Origin of the sequence: Paraburkholderia sp. CNPSo 3076, assembly GCF_026343935.1 — a bacterium.
Taxonomy (GTDB): domain Bacteria; phylum Pseudomonadota; class Gammaproteobacteria; order Burkholderiales; family Burkholderiaceae; genus Paraburkholderia; species Paraburkholderia nodosa.
Genome location: NZ_JAPMAL010000049.1, coordinates 21304 through 47215, shown reverse-complemented (window position 1 = coordinate 47215; position 25912 = coordinate 21304). Strand labels below are relative to the sequence as shown.

The window sequence follows — 25912 nt, the reverse complement described above, 5'->3', positions numbered from 1 at the left end:
TCTTCAGTTCAATACCTGTTACTGTTTTCGGTCTCTCTCGAGACCGGTCGCTCACTCAAAGCTGACAGGTATCTGAATAAATTCAAAAACCTGACTTACTTTAGTGTGAGACTCTTGATACTTTTGCTGCTCCCGATATCGCTCCGAAGAACCACATCAGGCCGCCACCGCATCAAGCGCCCACACTTATCGGCTGTAAATTTTTAAAGATCGATCGCGAAAGCGCCGTTAAAAACACCTAACTACCGGCTTCTTTCTGCGTTGCTGCGTCAGCAGCAGAGAAACGAGATTATGAAGAATCTTTTTCGCTTCGTCAACCCCTTTTTTTCGCTCACCGCTTAAAAAAGCTGCCGACTCCTGCGCCCGCCGGTTTCCGCGGCGGCCTTCGCTGCCCTGATGTCAGAGACATCGAACTGCGAAGGGGGCGAATCTTATCGCCCCCGCCGGCGCCGTGCAAGGGGGTGACGAAAATATTCCTCACTTCCGGGTAAGGACCTCCAGCGGCACCGCATTCGCCATCGCCGCGTAGCCGGCATCGCTTGGGTGGATGTGGTCGCCGCTGTCATAGCCGTAACGCAGTCGCGCGGGATCCGCCGGGTCCCGCAGCGCCTCGTCGAAATCGACCACGCCGTCGAACGCCCCGCTCGTCCGGATCCACTGGTTCACCGCCGTGCGGATCGCCTCGCGCTCCGGCGGCAGCGAAGCCGGCGTGAGCGTTGCGCCGAAAATGCGTACGCCGCGTCCGTGCGCCTGCGCGATCACACGGCGGTAGCCCGCAATCAGGTCGTTCGCGTCCACGTGCGTATGAGGAAAGTCGCAGTCGAGGCCCGATCGGGCCGGCATCGCCTGGAAGTTGATGTCATTGATGCCGATGAGCAGCACCACAGTCTTCACGCCCGGGTGGCCGAGCGCGTCGCGGCCAAAGCGCCGCTCGAGCGCCTCGCCGTAGCAAGGCGAATCGCTCAGCAGCCGGTTGCCGCTAATCCCGAGATCGATCACGGCGAGATCCGTGCGCGGCGACTGCGCGATGCGGCGCGCCAACGCGTCCGGCCAGCGACGGTTCTGATTGAGCGAGGAACGCATGCCATCGGTAATGGAATCGCCGATCGCCGCAACCGTCGACGCCCCCGGCGCCTCGACCGCGAGCCCCGTCACCCACGCGTACTGCGTAAAGCGCTGGGTGAACGCACCAATCGACGGATCCGTGACGTGATTGCCCGGACGCGAGACGTAATTCACCTGACTCGCCACGCGGTGCCACGCGATCATCTTTTGCTCGGGTCCCATATAGGAACTGATGGCGTAGGGTGCGTGCGCCTTCAGATCGATCTGCACCGGATCGCTATCGAGCGCAGCACCGGGAGGCACCGACACCGTCGGCCGCCCGCCGAAGGTCACATGCGCCATACCCGCCTCGCTCGCCGCCGCGCCGCCCGCAGACGGCGCAATCGCCATCGCCTCTATCACGAGCGGCGTGCGCCCGTAGAGGTTGCTCACACGCACCCGCGCAACCTTGCCGCCCAGCGTCGGGTACACGATCTGCCGAACGGTACGCCCGGCGACCTCGGGCGCGCGGTACAGCGCCGGGAGCGCGTCGCGCTCGGGAATCGACTGCAGGGCCGTCGCCCAGCTCGTGACCCAGGGGCCCGGGGCTTGATCCGCGAACGCCGGAGACGCGGCGCCAAGTGAAATGAACACTGCGGCCGCAGCCGCGAGGGGAGCAAAAGAAATCTTCATCCGTGAACGAGTGCGCAGGCAAAGGCGCATTGTGCCCCATGGCCCGGTGCACAGCCTTCCATCCGCCTGACAGTCCAGCGCACTAACCTACGCAAAATCCCACGCACACGCCGCCCACGCGCACAAATCCCAGGCAATCCCGCTGCCGCCCCACTAAAACTCAACCGGAGGTCCGAATTTCTTTGCCCTACGTCAAAAAATTCATTTACCGACCGGTCGGTTGGTTTATACTGCGCGACATACCCAACTTCGACGAGAGCGTCTCCATGTACACGCAATCCCTCGACATCCCCGGCAACGTTGCTCCGCTCGACGCGGACGCAACCTCGCCGGAGCAGGCGCAGTTCGACGCCATCATGGCCGCCGACGGCAAGATCGAGCCGCAGGACTGGATGCCCGAAGCCTATCGCAAGACGCTCGTGCGCCAGATCTCGCAGCATGCGCACTCCGAAGTCGTCGGCATGCTGCCGGAAGGCAACTGGATCTCGCGTGCGCCGAGCCTCAAGCGCAAGGCGATCCTGCTCGCCAAGGTGCAGGACGAAGCGGGCCACGGCCTCTATCTCTATAGCGCGGCGGAAACGCTCGGCGTTTCGCGCGACCAGCTCGTCGACGCCTTGCATGCCGGCAAGGCCAAGTATTCGAGCATCTTCAATTACCCGACGCCCACGTGGGCCGACGTCGGCGTGATCGGCTGGCTCGTGGACGGCGCGGCGATCATGAACCAGATTCCGCTGTGCCGCTGCACGTACGGCCCGTACGCGCGCGCCATGATCCGCATCTGCAAGGAAGAGTCGTTCCACCAGCGCCAGGGCTTCGACGCCCTGCTCGCCATGATGAGCGGCACCGACGCGCAGCGCGAACTCGTCCAGCAAGCTGTGAACCGCTGGTGGTGGCCCGTGCTGATGATGTTCGGCCCGGGCGACGCCGATTCGGTCCACAGCAACCAGTCGGCCAAGTGGGGCATCAAGCGCATTTCGAACGACGATCTGCGCCAGAAGTTCGTCGATGCGACGGTCGAGCAGGCGAAGGTGCTGGGCGTCACGCTCCCCGACCCGGATCTGAAATGGAACGACGCGCGCGGCCACTACGACTACGGCACGATCGACTGGGAAGAATTCTGGCGCGTCGTGAACGGCGACGGGCCATGCAACCGCGAGCGCCTCGGCACGCGCGTGAAGGCGCACAACGAAGGCGCGTGGGTGCGCGAAGCCGCCCTCGCCCATGCCGAAAAGCAGCGCCAACGCGCCGAGAAGCACGCAGCTTGAGCACACCTCATATATGAATCAGGAAGGAAGGAGATCCACGATGAACAAGGAATGGCCGATCTGGGAAGTGTTCGTGCGTAGCAAGCAGGGTCTCGACCACAAGCACTGTGGCAGCCTGCACGCCTGCGACGCCTCGATGGCGCTGCGCATGGCGCGCGACGTCTACACGCGCCGCCAGGAAGGCGTGAGCATCTGGGTGGTGCCGTCGTCGGCAATCACGGCATCGGATCCGAACGAAAAGGCCGAGCTCTTCGAGCCGGCCGGCGACAAGATCTATCGCCACCCGACGTTCTACACGCTGCCCGACGAAGTCAACCACATGTAAGAGCGCAACATGACGACGCCCACGCCTGAACAACTCGCGTACGTGCTGCGCCTCGCCGATACGGCGCTGATCCTCGGTCAGCGCAATACGGAATGGTGCGGTCACGGCCCGATCCTCGAAGAAGACATCGCGCTCGCCAACATGAGCCTGGACCTGATCGGTCAGGCGCGCCTGCTCTACACGCATGCCGCCACGCTCGAAAGGGCCCTCACCGGCCGCGAGCGCACCGAGGACGACTACGCCTACTTCCGCGCCGAGCGCGAGTTCGCGAACTACACGCTCGCAGAGCTGCCGCATTTCGGCCCGCTCGCCGGCACGACGCATTCGGCCAACGACTACGCCGTGACGATCGTGCGCAACTTCCTCTACGCCACGCTGATGGAGCACCTGTGGACCGCGCTGCTGCGCTCCGCCGACCCGCAGCTGGCCGCGATCGCCGAGCGCTCGATCAAGGAAACGCGCTACCACGTGCACCATGCGCGCGAGTGGCTGATCCGTTTCGGCGACGGCACCGATGAGTCGCACAGCCGCGCCCAGGCCGCGCTCGACTGGCTGATGCCGTACACGCGGGAATTCTTCAGCACCGACGCCGTGGAAGCGGCTGTGGCCGAAGCCGGCGTCGCACCGCTCACGGCGCAGTTCGAAGCCGCGTGGCGCGCCGACGTGGAAGCCGCGCTCGAGGAAGCCACGCTCACGCTGCCCGCGCAGGTGTTCCACATCACGACCGGCAAGCACGGTGAACACTCGGAGCACATGGGTTTCGTGCTGGCCGAGATGCAGAGCCTCGCGCGCCAGCACCCGGACGCGCGCTGGTAAGCACCCCCGCAGGAACAGAGGAAGTCACGATGCAAGCAACGGCAGATCACGCGCTCGAACGCGCCTGGGAAGTGCTGGAATCGGTGCCCGATCCGGAGATTCCAGTCGTGTCGATCCGCGAACTGGGCATTCTGCGCGACGTGCGCCGCGCCGATGACGGCCAGATCGAAGTGGTCATCACGCCCACCTACTCCGGCTGCCCGGCGATGTCGCAGATCGCGGAGGACGTCGCGCACGCGCTCGACGCCGCCGCGCTCGCGCCCTACCGCATCGCGACGACCCTGACGCCCGCGTGGACCACCGACTGGATCACCGACGAAGCGCGCGAGAAGTTGCGCGCCTATGGCATCGCGCCGCCCACGGGCAACTGCGGGTCCGCGCCTCAATCGGCCGAACAGCCGATCACCTTCATCGCGAAACCGACGCCGTTGCCCGCGCCCGCCTGCCCGCACTGTGGCTCGCAGCACACCGAGCGCCTCGCGCAGTTCGGCTCGACTGCGTGCAAGGCGCTTTACCGCTGCATCGACTGCCGCGAACCCTTCGACTACTTCAAACCGTACTGATATGGCCACTCCGCAATTCCATTCGCTGCGCATCCGCGAAGTGCGGCCCGAAACCGCGGACGCGGTCTCTGTCGCTTTCGAAGTCCCGCCCGAGCTGCGCGATGCGTTTCGCTTCACCCAGGGGCAGTTTGTCACGCTCAAGACGCACATCGACGGCGAGGAAACGCGCCGTTCGTACTCGATCTGCGTGGGCGTGACCGACTACGACCGCGATGGCGAGCTGCGCATCGGCATCAAGCGCGTGCGCGGCGGGCGTTTTTCGAACTTCGCATTCGAGCAGCTCGCGCCCGGCCACGAGATCGACGTGATGACGCCCGATGGCCGCTTCTTCACGCACCTGAACGCCGAGCACGGCAAGCACTACGTCGCGTTCTCGGGCGGCTCGGGCATCACGCCCGTGCTCGCGATCATCAAGACGACGCTCGAAACGGAACCGCGCAGTGCGTTTACGCTCGTGTATGGCAACCGCAGCGTCGACGCGATCATGTTCGCCGAAGAGCTTGAGGACCTGAAGAACCGCTTCATGAGCCGCTTCCGCCTCTACCACGTGCTCTCGGACGACCTGCAGGACGTCGAGCTCTTCAACGGCGTGCTCGATCAGGCCAAGTGCGCGGCGTTCCTCGAAACGCTGGTGCCCGCCGACGAGATCGACGAAGCCTTCATCTGCGGCCCCGGCCCGATGATGGACGCCGCCGAAGCCGCGTTCAAGGACGCGGGCGTGCCGCCGCAAAAGGTGCACGTGGAGCGCTTCGGCTCGCCGCTGCCGCAGGCGGGCGTGCCGAACATCGAGATCACCGAAAACACGCCGGCCGCCGACCTCGAGATCGTCATCGACGGCAAGAAGCGCAAAATGCGCCTGCCGTACGAGGGCGTGAGCCTGCTCGACGTCGGCCTGAAGGCGGGTCTGGCGCTGCCTTACGCGTGCAAGGGCGGCGTGTGCTGCACCTGCCGCGCCAAGGTGCTCGACGGCGAGGTGAAGATGGACAAGAACTACACGCTCGAGGAGCAGGAGGTGAAGGACGGCTTCGTGCTCACCTGCCAGTGTCATCCGGTGAGCGAGCGCGTGGTCGTGAGTTTCGACGAACGTTAAGGCGTTAGAGCAACAGCACGCTTTCGGCCTGCAGGCGATCCGCTTACACTAGGGGCCGCCCGTCGGTGTTGCAGCGCAGCGCTGCGACACCCGCGGGCGGTTCCTTTTGTTATTAGCGTGCTTTCGGGCTTACAGGGCGTTCAGCGTGAACGCAACGAGTTGTCGATGACCACGATTCACCTCATTTACGGCGAGCCGGCCGTGACGGCGCTACGTCAGGCTCTCGAAGCGGCAGGCCGTCCGGACCGCGTGATCGCCCTGCGCGATGATCTGACGGTAGGCCCATTGCGCGACATCGACGTGGCGGACGACCCAGGCGTGGCGCAACGCGCCGCCTTCTGGGAGCGCCTGAGCGATGCGCCGCCCGCCCTCACCCACGACGACTGCGCGGCGCTCAATGCGCTCGAAGCCGACGACTCCCACGTGGTGATCTGGCACACGCACGACGCCGCGCATCAACTCGCGCTGCGGCGCGTCTGCTACCGCTTGCGCGACGTCCCGCAGCGCCTGAACGAAGTGCGCCTGACCGCCGACGAAATTTCGGGCCCGAACGCTGCAACCTGCATCGAGGCGCACTTGCCCGACGCCGCGCCGATCTCGGTGCTGCGCATCACGCGTCTCGCGCTGGAGTGGCAGGAAGCGAAGTTCGCCAACGGCGAGACGCGCCGCTGGCGCGACAACACGTTTACGAGCGGCACATGGAGCGACCTCGACGCCATGATCCTCGACGTGCTCGACGCCCATGAAGACCGTCCGGCGGGCGCATCCTGGCTCGCCAGCGACGTGCTCGGCGCAGCGCTCACGCGTGGCGGCGCGGGCTTCACGGTTGGCGAGCCGGTCGTGCTTTGGCGCCTGCGCGAACTGTGCGCGGCTGAAGAACTGCGCCTGCGCGACGACATGTGCGCCGCCTGCGCCCCGCTCGCCGCTGCCGCGCGCGCCGCGCGTCCGGCGCTGCCGCAAACCGCCGCGCACCTTTCCCTCCCCCGCTGATTTCCTATGGCACGCACCCGAGCGCCCGACCACGAAACCCAACGCGACCAGATCCTCGAACTAGCCGCCGCCAAATTCGCGCAGACGAGCTACCCGAGCACCTCGATGTCGGATCTCGCGGCCGCCAGCGGCACCTCGAAGGCGCGGCTCTATCACTATTACGAGAGCAAGGAAGCGATCCTCTTCGATCTGCTCGATCGCTACACCAAGCGGCTCATGCTGATCATCGCCGAGGTGGAAGGCGCGAGCCAGCGGCGCGGTCACGACGAGCGCGAGTGCTTCGCGGAGCTGATTCGCGCGTTTCTCGCCGAGTACGAAACCTCGCACAGCCGCCACGTGGCGCTCCTGAACGACGTCAAATACCTCGTGGACGCCCAGCGCGAGATCATCCTGAACCGCCAGCGCGACGTGGTCGCCGCCTTTACGCGCCAGCTCGCGCGCGCGTACCCCGGCCAGGTCACGAGCGAAAACCAGACGGCGCTGACGATGATGGTGTTCGGCATGATCAACTGGACGTTTACGTGGCTCAAGCCCGGTGGCCGCATGGGCTATCGCGACTTCGCCGAACAGGTGATCGCCATGGTCGATCACGGTCTGAAGGGCGCCTGAAGATTGCCTGGACGGTGCTGCGGGTGGTAGAAATATTCGGGCCATATTGCTGCAGTGCGACATGATGCGTCGAGACAACAGTTGACACGTCAAACGACCCGATCAGAATAAATGTTAATAATCAATCACTTGCGCTCATATTTTTATTAATTAGGCGCAACACTCAAATTTGCACTCCGGGTTTTCCCTAGAGTGCACCCAGGGTTTCCGCTAGAATGCGTTTTGCGCTGCATCATGCGGCATGCATTTTAAGGAGAACCCACCATGAACCCGCTTTCGACCCACGCCAACGTGCCGATCATATCGTCCGTTCGTCCGCTGACGTCCGGTCATGCGCCCGTCATGGTGCGAGTGCTCACCTCGGCAGACCGCGAACGCCTGCTCGCGCACTTTCTCTCGCTCGACAACGATGACCGCCTGCTGCGCTTCGGCCAGGCCGCGCCGGACCACGTGATCGAAAAGTACGTGCGCTCGATGGACTTTACGCGCGACACCGTGTTCGGCGTGTTCGACCATCAGCTGCAACTCGTGGGCGTCGGCCATCTGGCCTACCTGCCGGCGGACGGCAACGGCCGCACGGCCGAGTTCGGCGTGTCCGTGCTGGAAAGCGCGCGCGGCCAGGGCATCGGCTCGAAGCTGTTCGAGCGCGCCGCCATCCGCAGCCGCAACACGCACGTCACCACGCTCTACATGCACTGCCTGTCGCGCAACTCGACGATGATGCACATCGCGAAGAAGTCGGGCATGAAGATCGAGTACGCCTACGGCGAAGCCGACGCCTACCTCTCGCTCGAGCCCGCCGACCAAAGCAGCATCATCGCCGAAATGCTCCAGGAACAAGCCGCCGTGTTCGACTACGCTCTCAAGCGTCAGGCGCGCCAGGCCAGCAAGCTGATGGAATCGATCCTGCCGCAGGCTGTCGCGGCGTGACTCCTGCCCTTCGGGACAGACTGATGCACTGAAAGAGCGGCTTCGGCCGCTTTTTTTGCGTCTGCTGCACGGCACCGCGCAGTCAGCGGATCGGCAAAGCCGTCGTTTCCTTGAACGTGTCGAGCGAAAAGCTGGACTTCACGTCGATCACCGAAGGATGGTGCAGCAACTGGTCCTGCACGAAGCGCGAGAAGTGCGCCATATCCTCCACCTGCACGCGCAGCAGGAAATCCATGTCGCCCGTCATCGCGTGGCAGGCCACCACCTCCGGCCAGGTCTGCACCGCCGCACGAAACAGCTCGGCGTGCGTCACGCCTTCGCGCCCCGCCGCCGTCGGCCCACGCTTTTCCAGCCGCACGTTCACGTAGGCGAGCAGGTCGAGCCCCAGCTTCTGCGCATCGAGCAGCGCCACGTAGCTGCGAATCACGCCGCTTTCCTCCAGCCGCCGGATGCGCCGCAAACACGGGCTCGGCGAGAGGTTCACGCGCTCGGCGATCTCCTGGTTCGAGAGCCGGCCATTCTCCTGAAGGATCGCCAGAATGCGCCTGTCGATTGCGTCCAATTCGATGCTTGCCATTTTCTGCCTTCCGAACATTCATTCAAGGCAGTTTATAGCGCAGATCGACGGCAACGCGACCCAACTCGCAAGTTTTCTCCCAATCCAGCGGACTACACTGTCCAACACGAAATCTGATCTACATCAGCCAGGAGACAACCATGCAGGTCCCCCACTGGGAGAACCCCGTCGGCACCGACGGCTTCGAATTCATCGAATACACCGCGCCGGACCCCAAGGCGCTCGGCAAACTGTTCGAACGCATGGGCTTCACGGCCATCGCGCGCCATCGCCATAAGGACGTGACGCTCTACCGTCAGGGCGACATCAACTTCATCGTCAACGGCGAACCCGATTCGTTCGCCCAGCGCTTTGCGCGCCTGCACGGCCCGTCGATCTGCGCGATCGCCTTCCGTGTGCAGGATGCCGCCAAGGCCTACAAGCACGCGCTCGAACTCGGCGCGTGGGGCTTCGACAACAAGACCGGCCCGATGGAGCTGAACATTCCGGCCATCAAGGGCATTGGCGACTCGCTGATCTATTTCGTCGACCGCTGGCGCGGCAAGAACGGCGCGGCGCCGGGCAGCATTGGCGACATCAGCATCTATGACGTCGACTTCGAGCCGATCGCGGGCGCCGAGCAGAACCCGGTCGGCCACGGCCTCACCTATATCGACCACCTCACGCACAACGTCCACCGCGGGCGCATGAACGAGTGGGCCGAGTTCTACGAACGCCTCTTCAACTTCCGCGAAATCCGCTACTTCGATATCGAAGGCAAGGTCACCGGCGTGAAGTCGAAGGCGATGACCTCGCCCTGCGGCAAGATCCGCATCCCGATCAACGAGGAAGGCGGCGAGACGGCGGGCCAGATCCAGGAATACCTCGACGCCTATCACGGCGAAGGCATCCAGCACATCGCGCTCGGCACGAACGACATTTACCGCACCGTGGATGGCCTGCGCGCCAGGGAAATTGCGCTGCTCGACACGATCGAAACGTACTACGAGCTCGTGAACCGCCGCATTCCGGGCCACACCGAGCCGCTGGAAGAACTGAAGAAGCGCAAGATCCTGATCGACGGCATGCCCGAAGACCTGCTGCTGCAGATCTTCACGGAGAACCAGATCGGCCCGATCTTCTTCGAGATCATCCAGCGCAAGGGCAACCAGGGCTTCGGCGAGGGCAACTTCAAGGCGCTGTTCGAGTCGATCGAGCTCGACCAGATCCGCCGCGGCGTAGTGCAGGACAAGGCATGACGCACCCGCGCCGATAATTTCGGCCAATGTCAAACAAAAAGGGCGAAGATCACACGATCTTCGCCCTTTTTGACTTTTGAATCCGGCGCCGCACACCCCGGCGCCGGATTCGGGTGAATGGAATGCTGCCCGGATCAGCGCGGCATCAGGATTTGCGTTCGGCCTTCGCGACCGGCATGGCGTTCGTGTCAGCCTTCATGCTCAGCGTGTACTGGGCGCATCGGGTCGTCGCATTCTCGCCGCTCTTCGTGCTGGCGTTCGAATGCAGCGGCGCGCTCATGGCAAAGAACGCGGCCGAGACCGTCAGGAAGGTCTGGATATGTCGATTATTCATGCTGGACTCCTTTTTTCAGACTGCCTGTTGCAGTAGTGCCCCTTTAATAAGCGTTAACTGCGAGGGACGCTGCGCGGTTCGCACAGGTGAGGGAGTTAGACAGGATATTCAAGTCCGGTTCCCAGGAAGTGCAAGTTTTACACGTTGTTACTCCTCTGAAGAATTCGATACATCCGTTATTACACGGGGGTTTCAGGCCGCTTGCGCGACACGGCGCCACAGGCCCGAAAGATGCAGCGCAATGCGGCGCGGCGCCCCGAACCTCGCAGCGACGGGTTTATCCGAGTGCTACTATCGAAAGAAAGAGGCCAATATGGCGACCCCGGCCGAAGCATTCACAAGATGCCGAGGCCCTGAAGTTCTGGCGATCCCACAACGGATTGGTTGGATGGAGGAAGACACATAATGAATGCCCCGCTAGACGCAGGTCAGCGCGCTTCGCTCGAAGCCGCACTCGCTTCCGTCACGCTCGACGATAAATACACCCTCGAACGCGGCCGCGCGTACATGAGCGGCATCCAGGCGCTGGTCCGCCTGCCGATGCTGCAGCAGGAACGCGACAAGGCCGCCGGTCTCAATACCGCGGGGTTCATCTCAGGCTATCGTGGCTCGCCGCTCGGCGGTCTCGATCAGTCCCTCTGGAAGGCGAAGCAGCATCTCGCCGCGCATCAGATCGTTTTTCAGCCAGGTGTGAACGAAGACCTCGCCGCGACCGCCGTTTGGGGTTCGCAGCAGGTGAACCTGTACCCGTCCGCGAAATACGACGGCGTGTTTTCGATGTGGTACGGCAAGGGACCGGGCGTCGACCGCAGTGGCGACGTGTTCAAGCACGGTAATTCCGCCGGCTCGTCGCCGCACGGCGGCGTGCTCGTGCTCGCCGGCGACGACCATGCGGCCAAGTCGTCCACGCTCGCGCACCAGTCGGAGCACGTCTTCAAGGCCTGCGGACTACCGGTGCTGTTCCCCTCGAACGTCCAGGAATATCTCGACTTCGGCCTGCATGGCTGGGCGATGAGCCGTTACTCGGGCCTCTGGGTCGCGATGAAATGCGTGACCGACGTGGTGGAATCGTCGGCTTCGGTCGAGCTCGACCCGCATCGCACGAACATCATCCTCCCCGAAGACTTCGCGATGCCCGAGGGTGGCCTGAACATCCGCTGGCCCGATCCGCCGCTCGTGCAGGAAGCGCGTCTGCTCGACTACAAGTGGTACGCGGGGCTCGCCTACGTGCGCGCCAACAAGCTCGACCGTGTCGAGATCGATTCGCCGCATGCGCGCTTTGGCATCATCACGGGCGGCAAGGCATATCTGGATGTGCGCCAGGCGCTCACCGACCTCGGCCTCGACGACGAAACCTGCTCGCGCATCGGTATCCGGCTCTACAAGGTCGGCTGCGTGTGGCCGCTCGAAGCGCAGGGCGCGCACGCCTTCGCGCGCGGCCTCGAAGAGATTCTCGTGGTCGAGGAAAAGCGCCAGATTCTCGAATACGCGATCAAGGAAGAGCTGTACAACTGGCCCGACGCCCAGCGTCCGCGCGTGTACGGCAAGTTCGACGAAAAGGATGGCGCGGGCGGCGAATGGTCGGTGCCGATGGGCAACTGGCTCCTGCCCGCGCACTACGAGCTATCGCCCGCGATCATCGCGAGAGCCATCTCCACGCGGCTCGACAAGTTCGAATTGCCCTCGGACGTGCGCGCGCGTATCGCCGCGCGCATGAGCGTGATCGAGGCCAAGGAAAAGGCGCTCGCGAAGCCGCGCGTGCAGGCGGAGCGCAAGCCGTGGTTCTGCTCGGGCTGCCCGCACAACACGTCGACGAACGTGCCCGAAGGCTCGCGCGCGATGGCCGGCATCGGCTGCCACTACATGACCGTGTGGATGGACCGCAACACGAGCACCTTCAGCCAGATGGGCGGCGAAGGCGTGGCGTGGGTCGGCCAGGCGCCGTTCACGAACGACAAGCACGTGTTCGCCAACCTCGGCGACGGCACCTACTTCCACTCGGGCCTGCTCGCCATCCGCGCGGCGATCGCCTCGAAGGCGAACATCACTTACAAGATTCTCTACAACGATGCGGTCGCGATGACGGGCGGCCAGCCTGTCGACGGCACGCTCACCGTGCCGCAGATCACGCATCAGGTCGCCGCCGAAGGCGCGGCGAAGATCGCAATCGTCACCGACGAACCCGGGAAGTACGAAGGTGAACCCGCCACGAAGCTCGCGCCGGGCGTGACGATCCACCACCGCGACCAGCTCGATGCGATCCAGCGCGAACTGCGCGAGATTCCCGGCACGACGATCCTGATCTACGACCAGACCTGCGCCACCGAAAAGCGCCGCCGCCGCAAGCGCGGCACGTATCCGGACCCGGCGAAGCGCGTGGTCATCAACGAGGCTGTGTGCGAAGGCTGCGGCGATTGCTCGGTGCAGTCGAATTGCCTGAGCGTCGAGCCGCTCGATACGGAATACGGCACGAAGCGCCAGATCAACCAGTCCACCTGCAACAAGGACTTCTCGTGCCTGAAGGGCTTCTGCCCGAGCTTCGTGACGGTGGAAGGCGGCCAGCTGCGCAAGCCGAAGGCGAGCAGCGTCGCGAACGAAGCGATGCCCGCCGTCCCGACGCCCGACGTGCCCGCCATCGGCCGGCCCTACGGCGTGCTCGTGACGGGCGTGGGCGGCACCGGCGTGGTGACGATCGGCGCGCTGCTCGGCATGGCCGCGCACCTGGAAGCCAAGGGCGTGACCGTGCTCGACGTGACCGGTCTCGCGCAAAAAGGCGGCGCGGTGATGAGCCACGTGCAGATCGCCAACCGTCCCGGCGACATCCACGCCACGCGCATCGCCATGGGCGAGGCGAACCTCGTGATCGGCTGCGACGCCATCGTGACGGCCGGCGACGACTGCATCTCGCGCATGCAGGAAGGCATGTCGCACGTAGTGCTCAACAGCGCGCCCACGCCGACCGCCGAGTTCATCAAGAATCCGCAGTGGCAGTTCCCGGGCTCCAACACCGAGGCTGACGTGCGCGCCGCAGCGGGCACGGACAACGTCGCGACCGTCGATGCGAACCGCTACGCGCTCGCGCTGCTCGGCGACGCGATCTACACGAACCCGTTCGTGCTCGGCTACGCGTGGCAAAAGGGCTGGCTGCCGCTCACGCACGAGTCGCTCGTGCGCGCGATCGAGTTGAACGCGGTGCAGGTCGAGAAGAATCTCGCGGCGTTCGAATGGGGCCGCCGCGTGGCGCACGATCGCGCCGCCGTGGATCAGCTCGTGAAGAAGCCGATGCCCGAGCAGAACGCAGACTCTGCCGGCGCGAAGATCGTCTCGCTGCATACGCCCAGGGCGCTCGATACGCTCATCGAAAAGCGCGCGCAGTTTCTCGCCGCGTATCAGAACGCGGCATACGCGCGGCGCTATCGCGCGTTCGTCGAAAGCGTGCGCGAGGCCGAAGCAAAGCTCGAGCACGTCGACGGCCAGTCTCCGCTCACCGAAGCCGTGGCGAAGAACCTGCACAAGCTGATGGCGTACAAGGACGAATACGAGGTCGCGCGCCTCTACGCGGACCCGGCGTTCATCGAGAAGATCAAGGCGAGCTTCGAAGGCGACTGGAAGGTGAACTTCCATCTCGCGCCGCCCTCGTTCGCGAAGCATGACGACAAAGGCCAGTTGGTGAAGAAGCAGTATGGCCCGCGCATGCTCACGGCCATGCGCATGCTCGCGAAGTTCAGGTTCCTGCGCGGCTCGGCGCTCGACCCGTTCGGCCGCACCGAGGAACGCCGTCACGAACGCGCATTGATCGGCGAGTACGAAACGCTGATGCGCGAAGTGACCGGCGGTTTGAGCGAGGCGAATCTGCCGCTCGCGCTGGAACTCGCGAACCTGCCCGACGCGATTCGCGGTTACGGCCACATCAAGGAGAACAACCTGAAGGCCACGCGCGCGAAGTGGGCCACGTTGCTCGCGAAGTGGCGCTCGCCGGAAAACAGCGCGGCGCGGCACGCGGCTTGACGCTCACCTGATTTGAGGCGAGAAAAACAAAGGGCGCTCCGTGCAACACGGAGCGCCCTTTTCACGTCAGGCGATTAGCCAAAGCGTGCTTACCTTGCCGCCGCCTTCGCCACGTTCGCGTTAGCCGAAGCCACCGCCGTCATGTTGATGATGCGTCGCACGGTGGCCGCCGGCGTGAGGATGTGAACCGGCTTCGACGCGCCCAGCAGGAACGGGCCGACCGTCACGCCTTCGCCGCCAATCACCTTCAGCAGGTTGTACGCGATGTTGGCCGCCTCCACGTTCGGCATGATCAGCAGGTTCGCTTCGCCCGTGAGCGTCGTGCCCGGGAACGACTGCTTGCGGATCAGCTCGGAGAGCGCCGCGTCGCCGTGCATTTCGCCGTCCACTTCGAGCTGCGGATCGCGCTCGGCGATCAGCTCGCGCGCGGCCTGCATGCGCTGCGACGTCGACGAACGCACGCTGCCGAAGTTCGACGAAGACAGCAGCGCGACCTTCGGCGTGATGCCGAACTTCTCGATTTCGCGCGCGGCGAGGACCGTCATGTCGGCGAGCTGCTCGGCGCTCGGCACTTCGTTCACGTAGGTGTCGCTGATGAAGATGTTGCGGCCCGGCAGCATCAGCAGGTTCATCGCGGCGTAGTTCTCGGCTTCCTTCGCCTTGCCGAACACCTGGTCGATGAACTTGAGGTGATAGTCGAAGCTGTTCAGCAGGCCGCAGATCATGCCGTCGGCGTCGCCCAGATGCACGAGGATCGCGCCGATCAGCGTGTTGAACTTGCGCACCGAAGCCTTCGCCACGTCGGGCGTGATGCCCTGACGCGCGCCGAGTTCGTGGTACGCCTGCCAGCTCTTCTGGAAGCGCGGATCGTCTTCGGGATCGACGATCTCGAAGTCGGTGCCCGGACGCAGTTTCGAGCCCATCTTCTTCAGGCGCATTTCCACGACCGACGGACGGCCCACGATGATCGGCCTGGCGATCTTCTCGGTCAGCACGAACTGCGCGGCGCGCAGCACGCGCTCGTCTTCGCCCTCGGCGAACACGATGCGCGCGCAGTTGGCCTTCGCCGCCGCGAACACCGGGCGCATCACCATGCCCGAGCGGTAGACCGTCGCGCCAAGCTGCTCGCGGTAGGCTTCCATGTCCTGGATCGGGCGCGTGGCCACGCCCGAATCCATCGCGGCCTGCGCCACGGCCGGCGCGATCTTGATGATGAGGCGCGGATCGAACGGCTTCGGAATCAGGTACTCCGGGCCGAATTCGAGCGTGTGGCCTTCATAGGCCTTCGCCACTTCGTCGCCCTGATCAGTTTCCTCGGCGAGTTCCGCGATCGCGCGCACGCACGCGAGCTTCATCTCTTCGGTGATGGTCGTCGCGCCCACGTCCAGCGCGCCGCGGAAGATAAACGGGAAGCACAGCACGTTGTTGACCTGGTTCGGATAGTCCGAACGGCCCGTGGCGATGATTGCGTCCGGACGCACCTTCTTCGCGTCTTCCGGACGGATTTCCGGCTCCGGGTTGGCGAGCGCGAGGATCAGCGGCTTGTCGCCCATCTCCTTGACCATTTCGGGCTTGAGCACGCCTGCGCTCGAGCAGCCGAGGAACACGTCGGCGGCCTTGATCGCATCGCCGAGCGTGCGCGCTTCGGTGTTGGCGGCGTAACGCGCCTTCGACGGATCGAGATTGCCACGGCCTTCGTAGATCACGCCCTTCGAGTCGGTGACGAGGATGTTCTCTTTCTTCAGACCGAGCTTCACGAGCAGGTCCAGACACGCAATCGCCGCCGCGCCCGCGCCCGAGCACACGAGCTTCACGCTGCCGAGATCCTTGCCAACGACCTTCAGGCCGTTGAGGATCGCCGCCGACGCGATAATGGCCGTGCCGTGCTGGTCGTCGTGGAAGACCGGGATCTTCATGCGCTCACGCAGCTTCTGCTCGATGTAGAAGCACTCGGGCGCCTTGATGTCTTCGAGGTTGATGCCGCCGAGCGTCGGCTCGAGCATGGCGATGGCGTCGACCAGCTTGTCCGGGTCCAGCTCGTCGAGTTCGATGTCGAACACGTCGATGCCGGCGAACTTCTTGAAGAGACAACCCTTGCCTTCCATCACCGGCTTGGCCGCGAGCGGGCCGATGTTGCCGAGGCCGAGCACGGCCGTGCCGTTCGTCACGACGCCGACGAGGTTGGCGCGCGAGGTGTACTTCTGTGCATCGAGCGGCTCTTCGTGAATCGCCATGCATGCAGCGGCAACGCCGGGCGAATAGGCAAGCGAAAGATCGAGCTGGTTCGAGAGCGGTTTGGTCGGTGTGACCGAGATCTTGCCGGGCCTCGGATTCTGGTGATACGCGAGCGCGCTTTGCTTCAGTTGTTCATCCATTTTCAGGCCTGCCTGGACGTGAGAGACGTGAGAGAGAGAATCTTTTATGGTCGTAGGCCCGCCGGTTCGCACGGCACGAGCGTTCCAGCAGGGCCGATTAGTGTACACCTGGCGCCGTTCGCGTCCACGTGGGTCAAAGACTGATACCGGGAATTCGCGCGGCCGATAGTGCGGGATAGCGCGGCGGCGCTTTCGTCTGACCGATGCAAGTTGCTTATTCGAGCGCCGCGCCGCGGCGCTCGGGAATCAGGAAGAGCGTGGCGAAGATGTCGAGCACGTAGATGGCGGCGAGCATGCCGAGCGCCGCCGTGAAGGAATAGCGCGCGGCCAGTGCGCCTACGGCGAGCGGCCCGAAGCCGCCCACGGCGCGGCCGATGTTGAACAGCACGTTCTGCGCGGTGGCGCGCGCCGCGGTGGGATACAACTCGGAGATGAGCGCGCCATAGCCGCCGATCATGCCGTTGACGAACACGCCCATCGCCGCACCGCCGATCAACAGCGCGAACGGCGTGGAAAGCTGCGCGTAGACGAACACCATGACCACGGCGCCCGCCTGATAGAACAGGAACGTGGGCCGGCGGCCGAACCGGTCGGCCGCGATGCCGAAAAGCCAGATGCCGAGCGCCATGCCGGCAACCGTCGCGGCGGTCCACAGCCCCGACTTCGTGAGCGAATAGCCGAAGGACTTCGAAAGGTACGCGGGCAACCAGATCACCAGCCCGTAGTAGCCGAAGTTCTGCACCGAGCACAGCACGGCCACGCCGAGGCTCGCGCGCGCGGTGCGCGCATCGGCCACGAGCATGCGCAGGGCGCGGGGGCGCTCGGCCCTGGCGGCGGCGGCCGTGCGTCGCGCATGCGCGACGAAAAGCTCGGGCTCCTCCACGCGCCGCCGCACCACGAACGAAACGACCGCCGGCAGCAGCCCAATGGCGAACATGCCGCGCCAGCCGATCAGCGGGAGCAACAGCGGCGTGAGCAACGCCGCGGCCAGCACGCCCAGCTGCCAGCCGAGCCCGACGTACGACGACGCCCGCGCGCGCAGCTGCGCCGGCCACGCCTCGGCAACGAGCGCCATGCCGATGCCGAACTCGCCGCCCAGCCCGATGCCCGCGATCGTACGGTAGACGAGCAAGTCGCCGTAGCCGCGCGCCAGCGCGCACAGGCCGGTGAAGACGGCGAACAGCAGAATGGTCCACGTGAGCACGCGCACGCGACCGTAGCGGTCGCTCAACAGCCCGAACACGATACCGCCCGCCACCGCACCGACGAGCGTCCATGTAACAAGCGCACCCGCCTGCGCGCCAGAGAGATGCAAATCGGCGCTGATCGCGGGCAGCATGAAGCCGAGCATCAGCAGATCGAAGCCGTCCATGGCGTAGCCGAGCACCGAAGCGACGAGCGCACGCAGGGCGTGGCCGCGCGTGGCGGCGGCTGGGTTAGTAGAAACGGCGGTCATGTCGGCAATCCTGAGGAACGTGCGCGCACGGGGAGCGCAAACCGGCGTGAGTGTAAAGGCGTGGCCGGGCCGTCACAACCGCGACGCCAGCCGCGCGAAGCACAGCACAGCCAGCGTTCGCGCCCCACATCGCTGCCGGCGCTTGCCCGTGCGACTCGTCGGCGATCGTCAAGTCGGGTAAAATACCGGCCTACGCGCGCAAGAGAAGCCGTCCGGACCGGGCGAGTCGCCTTGACCCCATGCAGTGAGCAAGGTCAGGCGACCCACGCCTTTCGGGCCGCGCACCGCAGGCGCCGAAGCCACGCTTCGGGGCCACCGTGCCAGCGCCACCGGGCCCCGCGCCCACCCTCCTCCCGCACTCATATCCAAGGATTCGCCCATGACAGGCTACGATCGCCAGACGATCTCGGACGCAACCGCGAAAATGCTGCTCGAAGTGAAGGCCGTGCACTTCAACGCCGAAAAGCCCTTCATCTTCACTTCCGGCTGGGCGAGCCCGGTCTATATCGACTGCCGCAAGCTGATCTCGTATCCGCGCGTGCGCCGCGGCCTGATGGAAATGGCCGAAGCCACGATCCTGCGCGACGTCGGCTACGAGCAGATCGACGCCGTGGCCGGCGGCGAAACCGCGGGTATCCCGTTCGCGGCATGGCTCTCCGACCGCCTGATGGTGCCCATGCAGTACGTGCGCAAGAAGCCGAAGGGTTTCGGCCGCAACGCGCAGATCGAGGGCCTGCTCACCGAAGGCCAGCGCGTGCTGCTCGTCGAAGACCTGACCACCGACAGCCGCAGCAAGATCAACTTCATCAACGCGCTGCGCACGGCCGGCGCGCAGGTGAACCACTGCTTCGTGCTGTTCCACTACAACATCTTCAAGGAAAGCGTCTCGGTCCTGAAGGACATCGACGTCGACCTGCACGCGCTCGCCACGTGGTGGGACGTGCTGCGCGTCGCCAAGGAATCGGGCTACTTCGAAACGAAGACGCTCGACGAAGTCGAGAAATTCCTGCACGCACCGGCCGAGTGGTCGGCTGCGCACGGCGGCGCGACGTCGGCACCGCAGTAAGCACACGAGCCGCAAGCGCGCGTGCGCGTGCGCATGGCAAAAAGGCCATCTGCCTCCAGGGCAGATGGCCTTTTTTTCTGGCCGGTGTATAGGCGTAAAGCGGGTGTCGACCGGGTGTCGAGCGGCAGGATCAACGCGCCGTTTCTGCCTCGCCGCCCGCTTCGGGCACATCGGGCGTATACGAGGAGAGATTGAGCAAGCCATTGCTCTGCGCGTACTGGAAAAGTTCGGAGTCTCGCTCGAGTCCGAGCTTGCGCATCGCCGTGTTCTTCTGAGTACTAATAGTCTTAATACTGCGGTTCAGCTTCTCGGATATTTCTTTAATCGTCATGCCCGAAACAAAGAGTCGTACGACTTCGAGTTCCCGCTTTGAGAGAATCACTTCATCGGTTTTCCCGCCGCTGTTGATGCGCAATTGATCGAGCGCAATCTTCACCTGTGGGCTCATATATTCGAGATTGCGGTTCACATGCTGCACCGCGAGGCCGATGTGGCTCAGGTCGTCGGATTTGTGCACCACCGCGAACACGCCGAGTTCGCCGAGGCGTTTGAGCAGCGCGGGATTTTCGAGCATGGTGAGGACAACGATGGGAACGTTCGGGAAGTTGCGCCTCAGGTAGCCGATGAGCGGCAAACCGTCGCCGTACTGGCCGCCCGGCATGGCAAGGTCAGTCACCAGCACGTCGCAGGGACCTGTTTGCAACGCCTTGACGAGTTCGGTGGACTGGCGGGCGCGGCCAACGACCTGGATCCCGGGAAAGTTGAGCAGTGCATGTTCCGCACCAAACAAGATCACCGGATGATCGTCGGCGACTACGACCCTGATTGGTTGCTGCATTAGCCCTCCGTGTAGGCAAACCTGCTTATTCTCCCGCGCGGCCAGTTCACATTTCGCTTGTTGTTTCTGGCCTCCGACGGCGCTAGTTGCCCGAGCAGGAGAATATACGACTATAGCGGAATCCTTCTGCACGCCTGGTACGCGCGCAGGCGAAAGCTCGCTCGCTTATACCGCTATATTGGATCAAATCCGGACCAGGGAACAATTCAAAACTTTCCTTCAGGACAACGTGGCCCAAATTTCACAAACGTGCAGGAGAACTCGCTGATGCGTACTCCCTATGACTTTCAGCCTCGTTGCATGCGGCGTGCATCCCTATGCGCGGCCTTGGCGATGGCGAGTGTTGTGGCAACAACCGACTTGGCCTGCGCAGGCGAAAAATTCACGGTATCGAGCGCCGATTTCAGCGATGGCGGAAAAGTCGGTCCGCGCCAGATCTTCAACGATGCGGGCTGCAATGGGCCGAACCAGTCACCCAGTTTGACCTGGCGCAATGCTCCGGCGGCCACGCGCAGTTTTGCCATTACGATCTTCGATCGCGACGCGCCAGGACGCGGCTGGTGGCACTGGGCCGTGGCGAATATTCCGGCAGGCGTCACGAGCCTGCCGGAGAACGCCAGCGCCGCGGGCGCGCTGCGCAAGCTCGGCGCGATCGAGGCGCGCAACGACTTCAACATCGACGGCTATGGAGGACCGTGCCCGCCGCCGGGCAATCCCCATCGCTACGTCGTCACCGTGTACGCGCTGAACGTCGCTACGCTCCCGCTCGCGCAAGGCCGCCCTGCGGCGCTGTTCGATCGCGAGATCAGCGGCTCGACGCTCGGAAGCGCACAGATCACTGTGACCTACGGCCGCTGACCGGGGGCGGTCGTGCGGCGAGCGCCTGAGCCCTTACGGGTAAGCCCCGATTTTTTCCGGACGTGTTCACACGCGCGTCCACATGACGTCTTAAAATACCGTTCCAGCACCGCCCTGGGTGATGGCGCCCCAATCCCCCGCGTTCAGAGAGACTGAGATGAGCACGAAAGTTTTTGTCGACGGACAGGAAGGCACGACCGGCCTGAAGATTTTTGAATACCTGTCGCCGCGCACCGACGTCGAGATCCTGCGTATCGACGATGCGAAGCGCAAGGACGTCGAGGAACGCCGCCGTCTCATCAACGCTTCGGACGTGACGTTCCTGTGCCTGCCCGACGTCGCCTCGCGCGAGTCGGCCTCGCTCGTCGAAAACGATCGCACCGTGCTGATCGACGCGAGCACGGCGTTCCGCACCCAGGCCGACTGGGCCTATGGCCTGCCCGAGCTGACCAGAGCCCAACGCGACAAGGTGCGCAAGTCGAAGCGCATCGCGGTGCCCGGCTGTCACGCTTCGGCGTTCATTCTCGCCATGCGTCCGCTCGTCGAAGCTGGCCTCGTTGCGCCGGATTTCGCCGCGCACAGCTACTCGCTCACGGGCTACAGCGGCGGCGGCAAGAAGATGATTGCGGAGTACGAAGCGGGCGGCAACGCGAAGCTCGCGAGCCCGCGTCCGTACGCGCTCGGCCTCACGCACAAGCATTTGCCGGAAATGGCGGTGCACGGCGGCCTGAAGTCGGCGCCGGTGTTCACGCCGATCGTCGGGCCGTTCTACAAGGGCCTCGCGGTCACGACCTATTTTTCGCCGAAGCAGCTCACGCGCGGCGCCAAGCCGCAAGACGTGCAGGCGCTCTTCGCCGAGTACTACGCGGGCGAGCCGTTCGTGCGCGTGGCGCCGTTCAACGCCGATGAGAACCTCGACGCCGGCATGTTCGACGTTCAGGCGAACAACGACACGAACCGTGTCGACCTGTTCGTGTTCGGCAACGACGAGCAGTTCGTCACCGTTGCCCGCCTCGACAACCTGGGCAAGGGCGCCTCGGGCGCGGCGATCCAGTGCATGAATCTCGCGATTGGCGCGGCTGAAAATACCGGCCTGCATGCCTGAAGCGGACTCGCATCGCAAACAAAAAAACCGGCTCGCTGAGCCGGTTTTTTTACGCCCTTCGTCCTTGCCATGCGCCGATGCGAAACATACAGACGAAAAAAAGCCCGCCAATAGTTGGCGGGCTGAATCCATATCAGAGGAGACATGGAGGAGACAAGAAGCAGTATATCGACTAGCGTGATGCAATGCAACATGTAAAGTAGTGCGCACCCTGAATGTTGCGCCACAACAACATGCTCGTCATTGTCCTGTCATCGATAGGATGAACATCAGCTGATCGAGCCCCACGGGCCGCACGAGATGCACGTCGAAGCCCGCCGCAAGCGCCTCGCCGCGGTGGCGCGATTCGCCCCAGCCGGCAAGCGCGATCAGGAGCGGCACGCGCTCGCCGCCGACCGCACGCAATTGCCGCACGATCGTTCCGGGCTCGTCCTGCGCGAGCGAAAGCGCCACGATCGCCACGTCGGGCGCGCCGCGCGCGGCAAGATCGCGTGCCTCGTCGAGCGTGCGGGCCACAGATACGCCGTAGCCGAGATCGGTCAGCAAGGTACTCAGCCCGTCCAGCGACTTCTCGTCGTTATCGGCGATCAGGATGCGCGTCTCCATCCGCCGTTCTCCTACCCTGAAAATTGGCCTTGCAGCCGGATCTCCCGTTGGATCCGGTGCGTGCCCTGTCGTCGTCGTCGGTTCCCCGTCCCCACATCGCGGGCGGCGCCGCCAATCCGGCCGCCATCCATCGAGATGCGTCACATTGTGCTCAGCCGTCCCCCGGGTCTTTGTGCGTCACCGAGCGGTCGTCTGAAGATTTTGATCGCAAAACACCCCCGAACGTTCGCCGCGCCTCATTGCGCCCCAGTACTCAGCCGCGGCCCGCGCGCCGCGCGGCCACCTTGCCGAGCACGGCGAAATCGGACTCGCCGTCGCCGTGCGCCACCGCTTCGAGCAGGCTGTCGCGCAGCACGCTCGCGAGCGGCATCGGCGTCGCGGCGGCGTCCGCCGCGGCCAGCGCGAGCCGCACGTCCTTCAGACCGAGGCGCGCCTTGAAGAGCGCCGGCTCGTAGCGCCGCTGCGCGATCATGCCGCCGTAGCCCGCATACACCGGACCCGGAAACGGGCCGCCCGTCACGACCTCGAGGAAGTCGCTCATCGCGACGCCGTAGCCGTCGAGCAGCGCGGCCGCCTCGCCGAGCGACTCGACGGCCGCAGCCAGCATGAAGTTCGCGGCGAGTTTCATCACGTTCGCCTGCTGCGGCACGGCGCCGACGCGCCATGTTTTCTGGCCGATCACGTCGAACAGCGGCTGCACGCGGTCGATCGCCTCCGAAGCCCCTGCCGCCATGATCGTGAGTTTCGCCGCCTGCGCGGCGTCCGGGCGCCCGAGCACCGGCGCCGCCACGTAGTGCAGGCCACGCCCGGCATGGGCCTGCGCAAGCGCTTCGGCCAGTGCGACGGAAATGGTCGCCATGTTCACGTGCACGAGGCCTTGTGGCGCATGGTCGAGCAGCGTTGCGTCGATGACCTCGCGCAGCGCGGCGTCGTCGGCGAGCATCGAGAGCACGGCGTCGCCGGCGAAGGCCTCGCCCGGCGTGCCGACGATGCGCGCGCCCGCGTCGGCAAGCGCCTGCGCCTTCGCGGCGGTGCGGTTCCACACGCGCACCGTGTGGGCCGCCTTCAGCAGATTGCCGACTATCGCGCCGCCCATTTCGCCAAGACCGATAAATCCAATGTCCATCGCTGCTCCTTCCATGAAAAACGAGGGGAAACCCACGGCAAAGGTGCAGTACAGCACAAGACGGGCCGCGCTGCAGGCCGGCTCTCACGCCGCGCGAACGCCCGCGCGCACTCCGGCAGGCGGTGCGATACTGCTTTGCATGGTCACCGCCACCTTCCGTTTTTACGAGGAGCTGAACGACTTTCTTGCGCGGCCGCTGCGCCGGCGTGCGTTCAGTTGCGCCTGCGCGCGCAACGCCACGGCGAAACACATGATCGAAGCGCTCGGCGTGCCGCACACGGAAGTCGAGCTGATCCTCGTGAATGGCGAATCGGTGGGTTTCGACCATCCGCTCGCGGACGGCGACCGCGTGGCCGTCTACCCGAAGTTCGAGGCGCTCGACATCCGGCCGCTGCTGCGCGTGCGCGACGCGCCGCTGCGCGAACTGCGCTTCGTCGCCGACGCGCATCTGGGCGGCCTCGCGCAACTCCTGCGGCTGGCCGGTTTCGATACGCTCTACGACAACCACTTCCCCGACGACGAGATCGAGGCGCTCGCCGCCGCCGAGCACCGCATCGTCCTCACGCGCGACCGCGAACTGCTCAAGCGGCGCAGCATCACGCACGGCTGCTACGTGCGCGCGCTCAAGCCGCGCGCCCAGGTCCACGAGATTTTCGAGCGGCTCGACCTCGCGGCGAGTGCGCGGCCGTTCCGGCTCTGCCTCATGTGCAACGCGCCGCTGCGGCCGATCGAGCGCGCCGCGGTGCGCGAGCGCGTGCCCGCCGGCGTCTACGACCGGCAGACGCGCTTCGTGACCTGCGACGTCTGCCAGCGGGTGTTCTGGGAAGGCTCGCACTGGCAGCGTATGCGCACGCTGATCGACGGCCTCACGCGCCCCACGGACGAAGCGCACGCGGCACACAACCGGCACGAGCACCACAACGGCCATGAGGGGCCGGACCGCGGCGGCGTAGCGTAGTGGTATTCACGGGTACTCGATGCGGCTCAATGGCGCTCAAGAGGCAAGTCGCCGCGATGGACGCACGCGGGCGTTTGCGTACAATGCGCGCCACCGCCCAACACCGGAGCAAGACATATGACCATGAAGAAAACCGACCTTGAGAAGAACAAGGCGCTGAAACTGATGCAAGCGACGCACAAGAGCGGGCCCGACCGTTTCGGCAAGGGTTCGGCGCAACCGCCGCTGGACCGCCGCGAACAGCGCAAGCTGGATCAGGCGCAAGGGCTCGTGCCGTTCGCGTGCAAGCTCAACGCCGATCTCGTCGAGAAGTTGAAGGCTCGCGGCGAGAGTCACCCGGGCGGCGTGAACGGCCTGCTCTCGGAATTGCTGGAAGCCGGGCTCGCACGCGACGCGTCCTGAGCGCTTACCCGCGGCGCGCGCGCAAAAAAAAAAGCCAGAGCAGTTGCTCTGGCTTTTTTTATGGGCTGAAGGGCGTTTTAGTTTGCCTGGCCCTTGTCTGCCGTACCGGCGGCCGATGCGCCTTCCGACACAGCGGCGCGCTTGCCGTGGTGCTTGAGTTGCTTATGTTGCTTCTTGGCCTTTGCCGGCGCGCTGGCTGCCGGTGCGGTTGCAGCGGGAGCCGAAGCGTCTTGTGCGAATGCCGAAGCCGTAACCAGTGCGAACGATGCTGCGATGAGCGAGGCGAGAATCTTTTTCATCTGTTGTTCCCCAAACCTGACAAATAATGACCGGCACGTTGTGAATTAGAACAGCGTGAAACCGCGAAACGATCCGCTTGCCGATCTGGGCGGGCGTTTCGCGCGAAGCAGTATTACGCAGCGTAGGGCGTTTGTCATCCGCTAATGCCCGGGTGTATTTTCCGGGAGACAATTCCCTTTCAATTCGGATACGATCGGCATTTACGCGTTCGTTTTCCGGAAGTTCGTTGTTTTTTCACGTAATACGCTGAATTGGCCTGCCTCGAGCGAATTCGGGCCAGATTGACACCCAATTCAGATGCAATCGCGAAAAAAGGGGCAACCGCCCCTTGCGCAACAGG

24 protein-coding genes are annotated in these 25912 nt (G+C 64.5%); 15 read left to right on the top strand and 9 right to left on the bottom strand.

The genetic code is table 11. The annotated features are described in order from the left end of the window. Positions 1–477: 477 nt before the first annotated feature. Positions 478–1737, bottom strand: coding sequence for an SGNH/GDSL hydrolase family protein (locus tag M3A49_RS38005; RefSeq protein ID WP_266233414.1), 1260 nt, complete (start codon positions 1735–1737; stop codon positions 478–480). A 266-nt stretch (positions 1738–2003) separates the two neighbouring features. Here M3A49_RS38005 and paaA point away from each other — a divergent pair, with 266 nt between their 5' ends. The 8 genes from paaA (at position 2004) to M3A49_RS37965 (ending at position 8325) form a co-directional block, all read left to right on the top strand. Further along, on the top strand, positions 2004–3002 hold the full coding sequence (gene paaA, locus M3A49_RS38000; RefSeq protein WP_266233413.1) for a 1,2-phenylacetyl-CoA epoxidase subunit PaaA: 999 nt from the start codon (positions 2004–2006) through the stop codon (positions 3000–3002). A 40-nt stretch (positions 3003–3042) separates the two neighbouring features. Continuing rightward, positions 3043–3327 carry a 1,2-phenylacetyl-CoA epoxidase subunit PaaB gene (paaB, locus tag M3A49_RS37995; RefSeq protein ID WP_112169807.1) on the top strand — a complete coding sequence of 95 codons (285 nt, stop codon included), beginning with the start codon at positions 3043–3045 and terminating at the stop codon, positions 3325–3327. 9 nt (positions 3328–3336) lie between these two features. Further along, complete coding sequence (gene paaC / locus M3A49_RS37990) at positions 3337–4143, top strand: 1,2-phenylacetyl-CoA epoxidase subunit PaaC (protein WP_266233412.1); 807 nt, start codon at positions 3337–3339, stop codon at positions 4141–4143. 29 nt (positions 4144–4172) lie between these two features. Further along, entirely contained in the window at positions 4173–4706 is a 534-nt protein-coding gene (paaD, locus tag M3A49_RS37985) for a 1,2-phenylacetyl-CoA epoxidase subunit PaaD (RefSeq protein ID WP_266233411.1), read from the top strand. 1 nt (position 4707) lies between these two features. Beyond that, a complete protein-coding gene (gene paaE, locus M3A49_RS37980; RefSeq protein ID WP_266233410.1) occupies positions 4708–5796 on the top strand; it encodes a 1,2-phenylacetyl-CoA epoxidase subunit PaaE in 1089 nt (362 codons plus the stop codon). Between the two features lie 165 nt (positions 5797–5961). Next, positions 5962–6786: a DUF1835 domain-containing protein gene (locus M3A49_RS37975; protein ID WP_266233409.1), complete on the top strand. Its 825-nt coding sequence runs from the start codon at positions 5962–5964 to the stop codon at positions 6784–6786. Between the two features lie 6 nt (positions 6787–6792). Beyond that, positions 6793–7395, top strand: coding sequence for a TetR/AcrR family transcriptional regulator (locus tag M3A49_RS37970; RefSeq protein WP_266233407.1), 603 nt, complete (start codon positions 6793–6795; stop codon positions 7393–7395). A 264-nt stretch (positions 7396–7659) separates the two neighbouring features. Then, a complete protein-coding gene (locus M3A49_RS37965) occupies positions 7660–8325 on the top strand; it encodes a GNAT family N-acetyltransferase (protein WP_266233406.1) in 666 nt (221 codons plus the stop codon). Between the two features lie 82 nt (positions 8326–8407). Here the strand turns inward: M3A49_RS37965 and M3A49_RS37960 are convergent, their stop codons facing one another. Beyond that, entirely contained in the window at positions 8408–8902 is a 495-nt protein-coding gene (locus tag M3A49_RS37960; protein ID WP_028203439.1) for an Lrp/AsnC family transcriptional regulator, read from the bottom strand. Between the two features lie 140 nt (positions 8903–9042). Here M3A49_RS37960 and hppD point away from each other — a divergent pair, with 140 nt between their 5' ends. Next, positions 9043–10140 carry a 4-hydroxyphenylpyruvate dioxygenase gene (gene hppD / locus M3A49_RS37955; protein WP_266233404.1) on the top strand — a complete coding sequence of 366 codons (1098 nt, stop codon included), beginning with the start codon at positions 9043–9045 and terminating at the stop codon, positions 10138–10140. Between the two features lie 145 nt (positions 10141–10285). Here hppD and M3A49_RS37950 read toward each other — a convergent pair whose 3' ends face one another. Beyond that, positions 10286–10474, bottom strand: a complete 189-nt coding sequence (locus tag M3A49_RS37950; RefSeq protein WP_266233403.1) for a hypothetical protein — start codon at positions 10472–10474, stop codon at positions 10286–10288. 405 nt (positions 10475–10879) lie between these two features. Between M3A49_RS37950 and M3A49_RS37945 the strand changes: the two genes are divergently transcribed. Continuing rightward, positions 10880–14482 carry an indolepyruvate ferredoxin oxidoreductase family protein gene (locus tag M3A49_RS37945; RefSeq protein WP_266233402.1) on the top strand — a complete coding sequence of 1201 codons (3603 nt, stop codon included), beginning with the start codon at positions 10880–10882 and terminating at the stop codon, positions 14480–14482. 89 nt (positions 14483–14571) lie between these two features. Here the strand turns inward: M3A49_RS37945 and M3A49_RS37940 are convergent, their stop codons facing one another. After that, complete coding sequence (locus M3A49_RS37940; RefSeq protein WP_266233401.1) at positions 14572–16857, bottom strand: NADP-dependent malic enzyme; 2286 nt, start codon at positions 16855–16857, stop codon at positions 14572–14574. A 214-nt stretch (positions 16858–17071) separates the two neighbouring features. Further along, entirely contained in the window at positions 17072–18313 is a 1242-nt protein-coding gene (locus M3A49_RS37935) for an MFS transporter (protein WP_266233400.1), read from the bottom strand. 379 nt (positions 18314–18692) lie between these two features. Between M3A49_RS37935 and M3A49_RS37930 the strand changes: the two genes are divergently transcribed. Next, on the top strand, positions 18693–19379 hold the full coding sequence (locus tag M3A49_RS37930) for an orotate phosphoribosyltransferase (protein WP_028203433.1): 687 nt from the start codon (positions 18693–18695) through the stop codon (positions 19377–19379). A 130-nt stretch (positions 19380–19509) separates the two neighbouring features. Here M3A49_RS37930 and M3A49_RS37925 read toward each other — a convergent pair whose 3' ends face one another. Continuing rightward, positions 19510–20217, bottom strand: a complete 708-nt coding sequence (locus M3A49_RS37925) for a response regulator (RefSeq protein WP_266233417.1) — start codon at positions 20215–20217, stop codon at positions 19510–19512. A 267-nt stretch (positions 20218–20484) separates the two neighbouring features. On the opposite strand from M3A49_RS37925, the gene M3A49_RS37920 reads away from it, so the two are divergent. After that, complete coding sequence (locus M3A49_RS37920; protein ID WP_416339093.1) at positions 20485–21075, top strand: YbhB/YbcL family Raf kinase inhibitor-like protein; 591 nt, start codon at positions 20485–20487, stop codon at positions 21073–21075. 157 nt (positions 21076–21232) lie between these two features. Continuing rightward, positions 21233–22180, top strand: coding sequence for an N-acetyl-gamma-glutamyl-phosphate reductase (gene argC / locus M3A49_RS37915; RefSeq protein WP_266233399.1), 948 nt, complete (start codon positions 21233–21235; stop codon positions 22178–22180). Positions 22181–22420: 240 nt separating this feature from the next. Here argC and M3A49_RS37910 read toward each other — a convergent pair whose 3' ends face one another. Beyond that, positions 22421–22786 carry a response regulator gene (locus M3A49_RS37910; RefSeq protein ID WP_254356901.1) on the bottom strand — a complete coding sequence of 122 codons (366 nt, stop codon included), beginning with the start codon at positions 22784–22786 and terminating at the stop codon, positions 22421–22423. 253 nt (positions 22787–23039) lie between these two features. Continuing rightward, positions 23040–23912 (bottom strand): NAD(P)-dependent oxidoreductase, encoded by an 873-nt coding sequence (locus tag M3A49_RS37905; protein WP_266233398.1) that lies wholly within the window; start codon positions 23910–23912, stop codon positions 23040–23042. A 139-nt stretch (positions 23913–24051) separates the two neighbouring features. Between M3A49_RS37905 and M3A49_RS37900 the strand changes: the two genes are divergently transcribed. Both M3A49_RS37900 and M3A49_RS37895 read left to right on the top strand, forming a co-directional pair. Then, entirely contained in the window at positions 24052–24870 is an 819-nt protein-coding gene (locus tag M3A49_RS37900; RefSeq protein WP_266233397.1) for a Mut7-C RNAse domain-containing protein, read from the top strand. A gap of 117 nt (positions 24871–24987) precedes the next feature. Then, a complete protein-coding gene (locus tag M3A49_RS37895; protein WP_266233396.1) occupies positions 24988–25272 on the top strand; it encodes a hypothetical protein in 285 nt (94 codons plus the stop codon). Positions 25273–25349: 77 nt separating this feature from the next. On the opposite strand, the gene M3A49_RS37890 is transcribed toward M3A49_RS37895, so the two are convergent. Beyond that, positions 25350–25571 (bottom strand): hypothetical protein, encoded by a 222-nt coding sequence (locus M3A49_RS37890; protein WP_028203426.1) that lies wholly within the window; start codon positions 25569–25571, stop codon positions 25350–25352. Between the last annotated feature and the right edge of the window lie 341 nt (positions 25572–25912).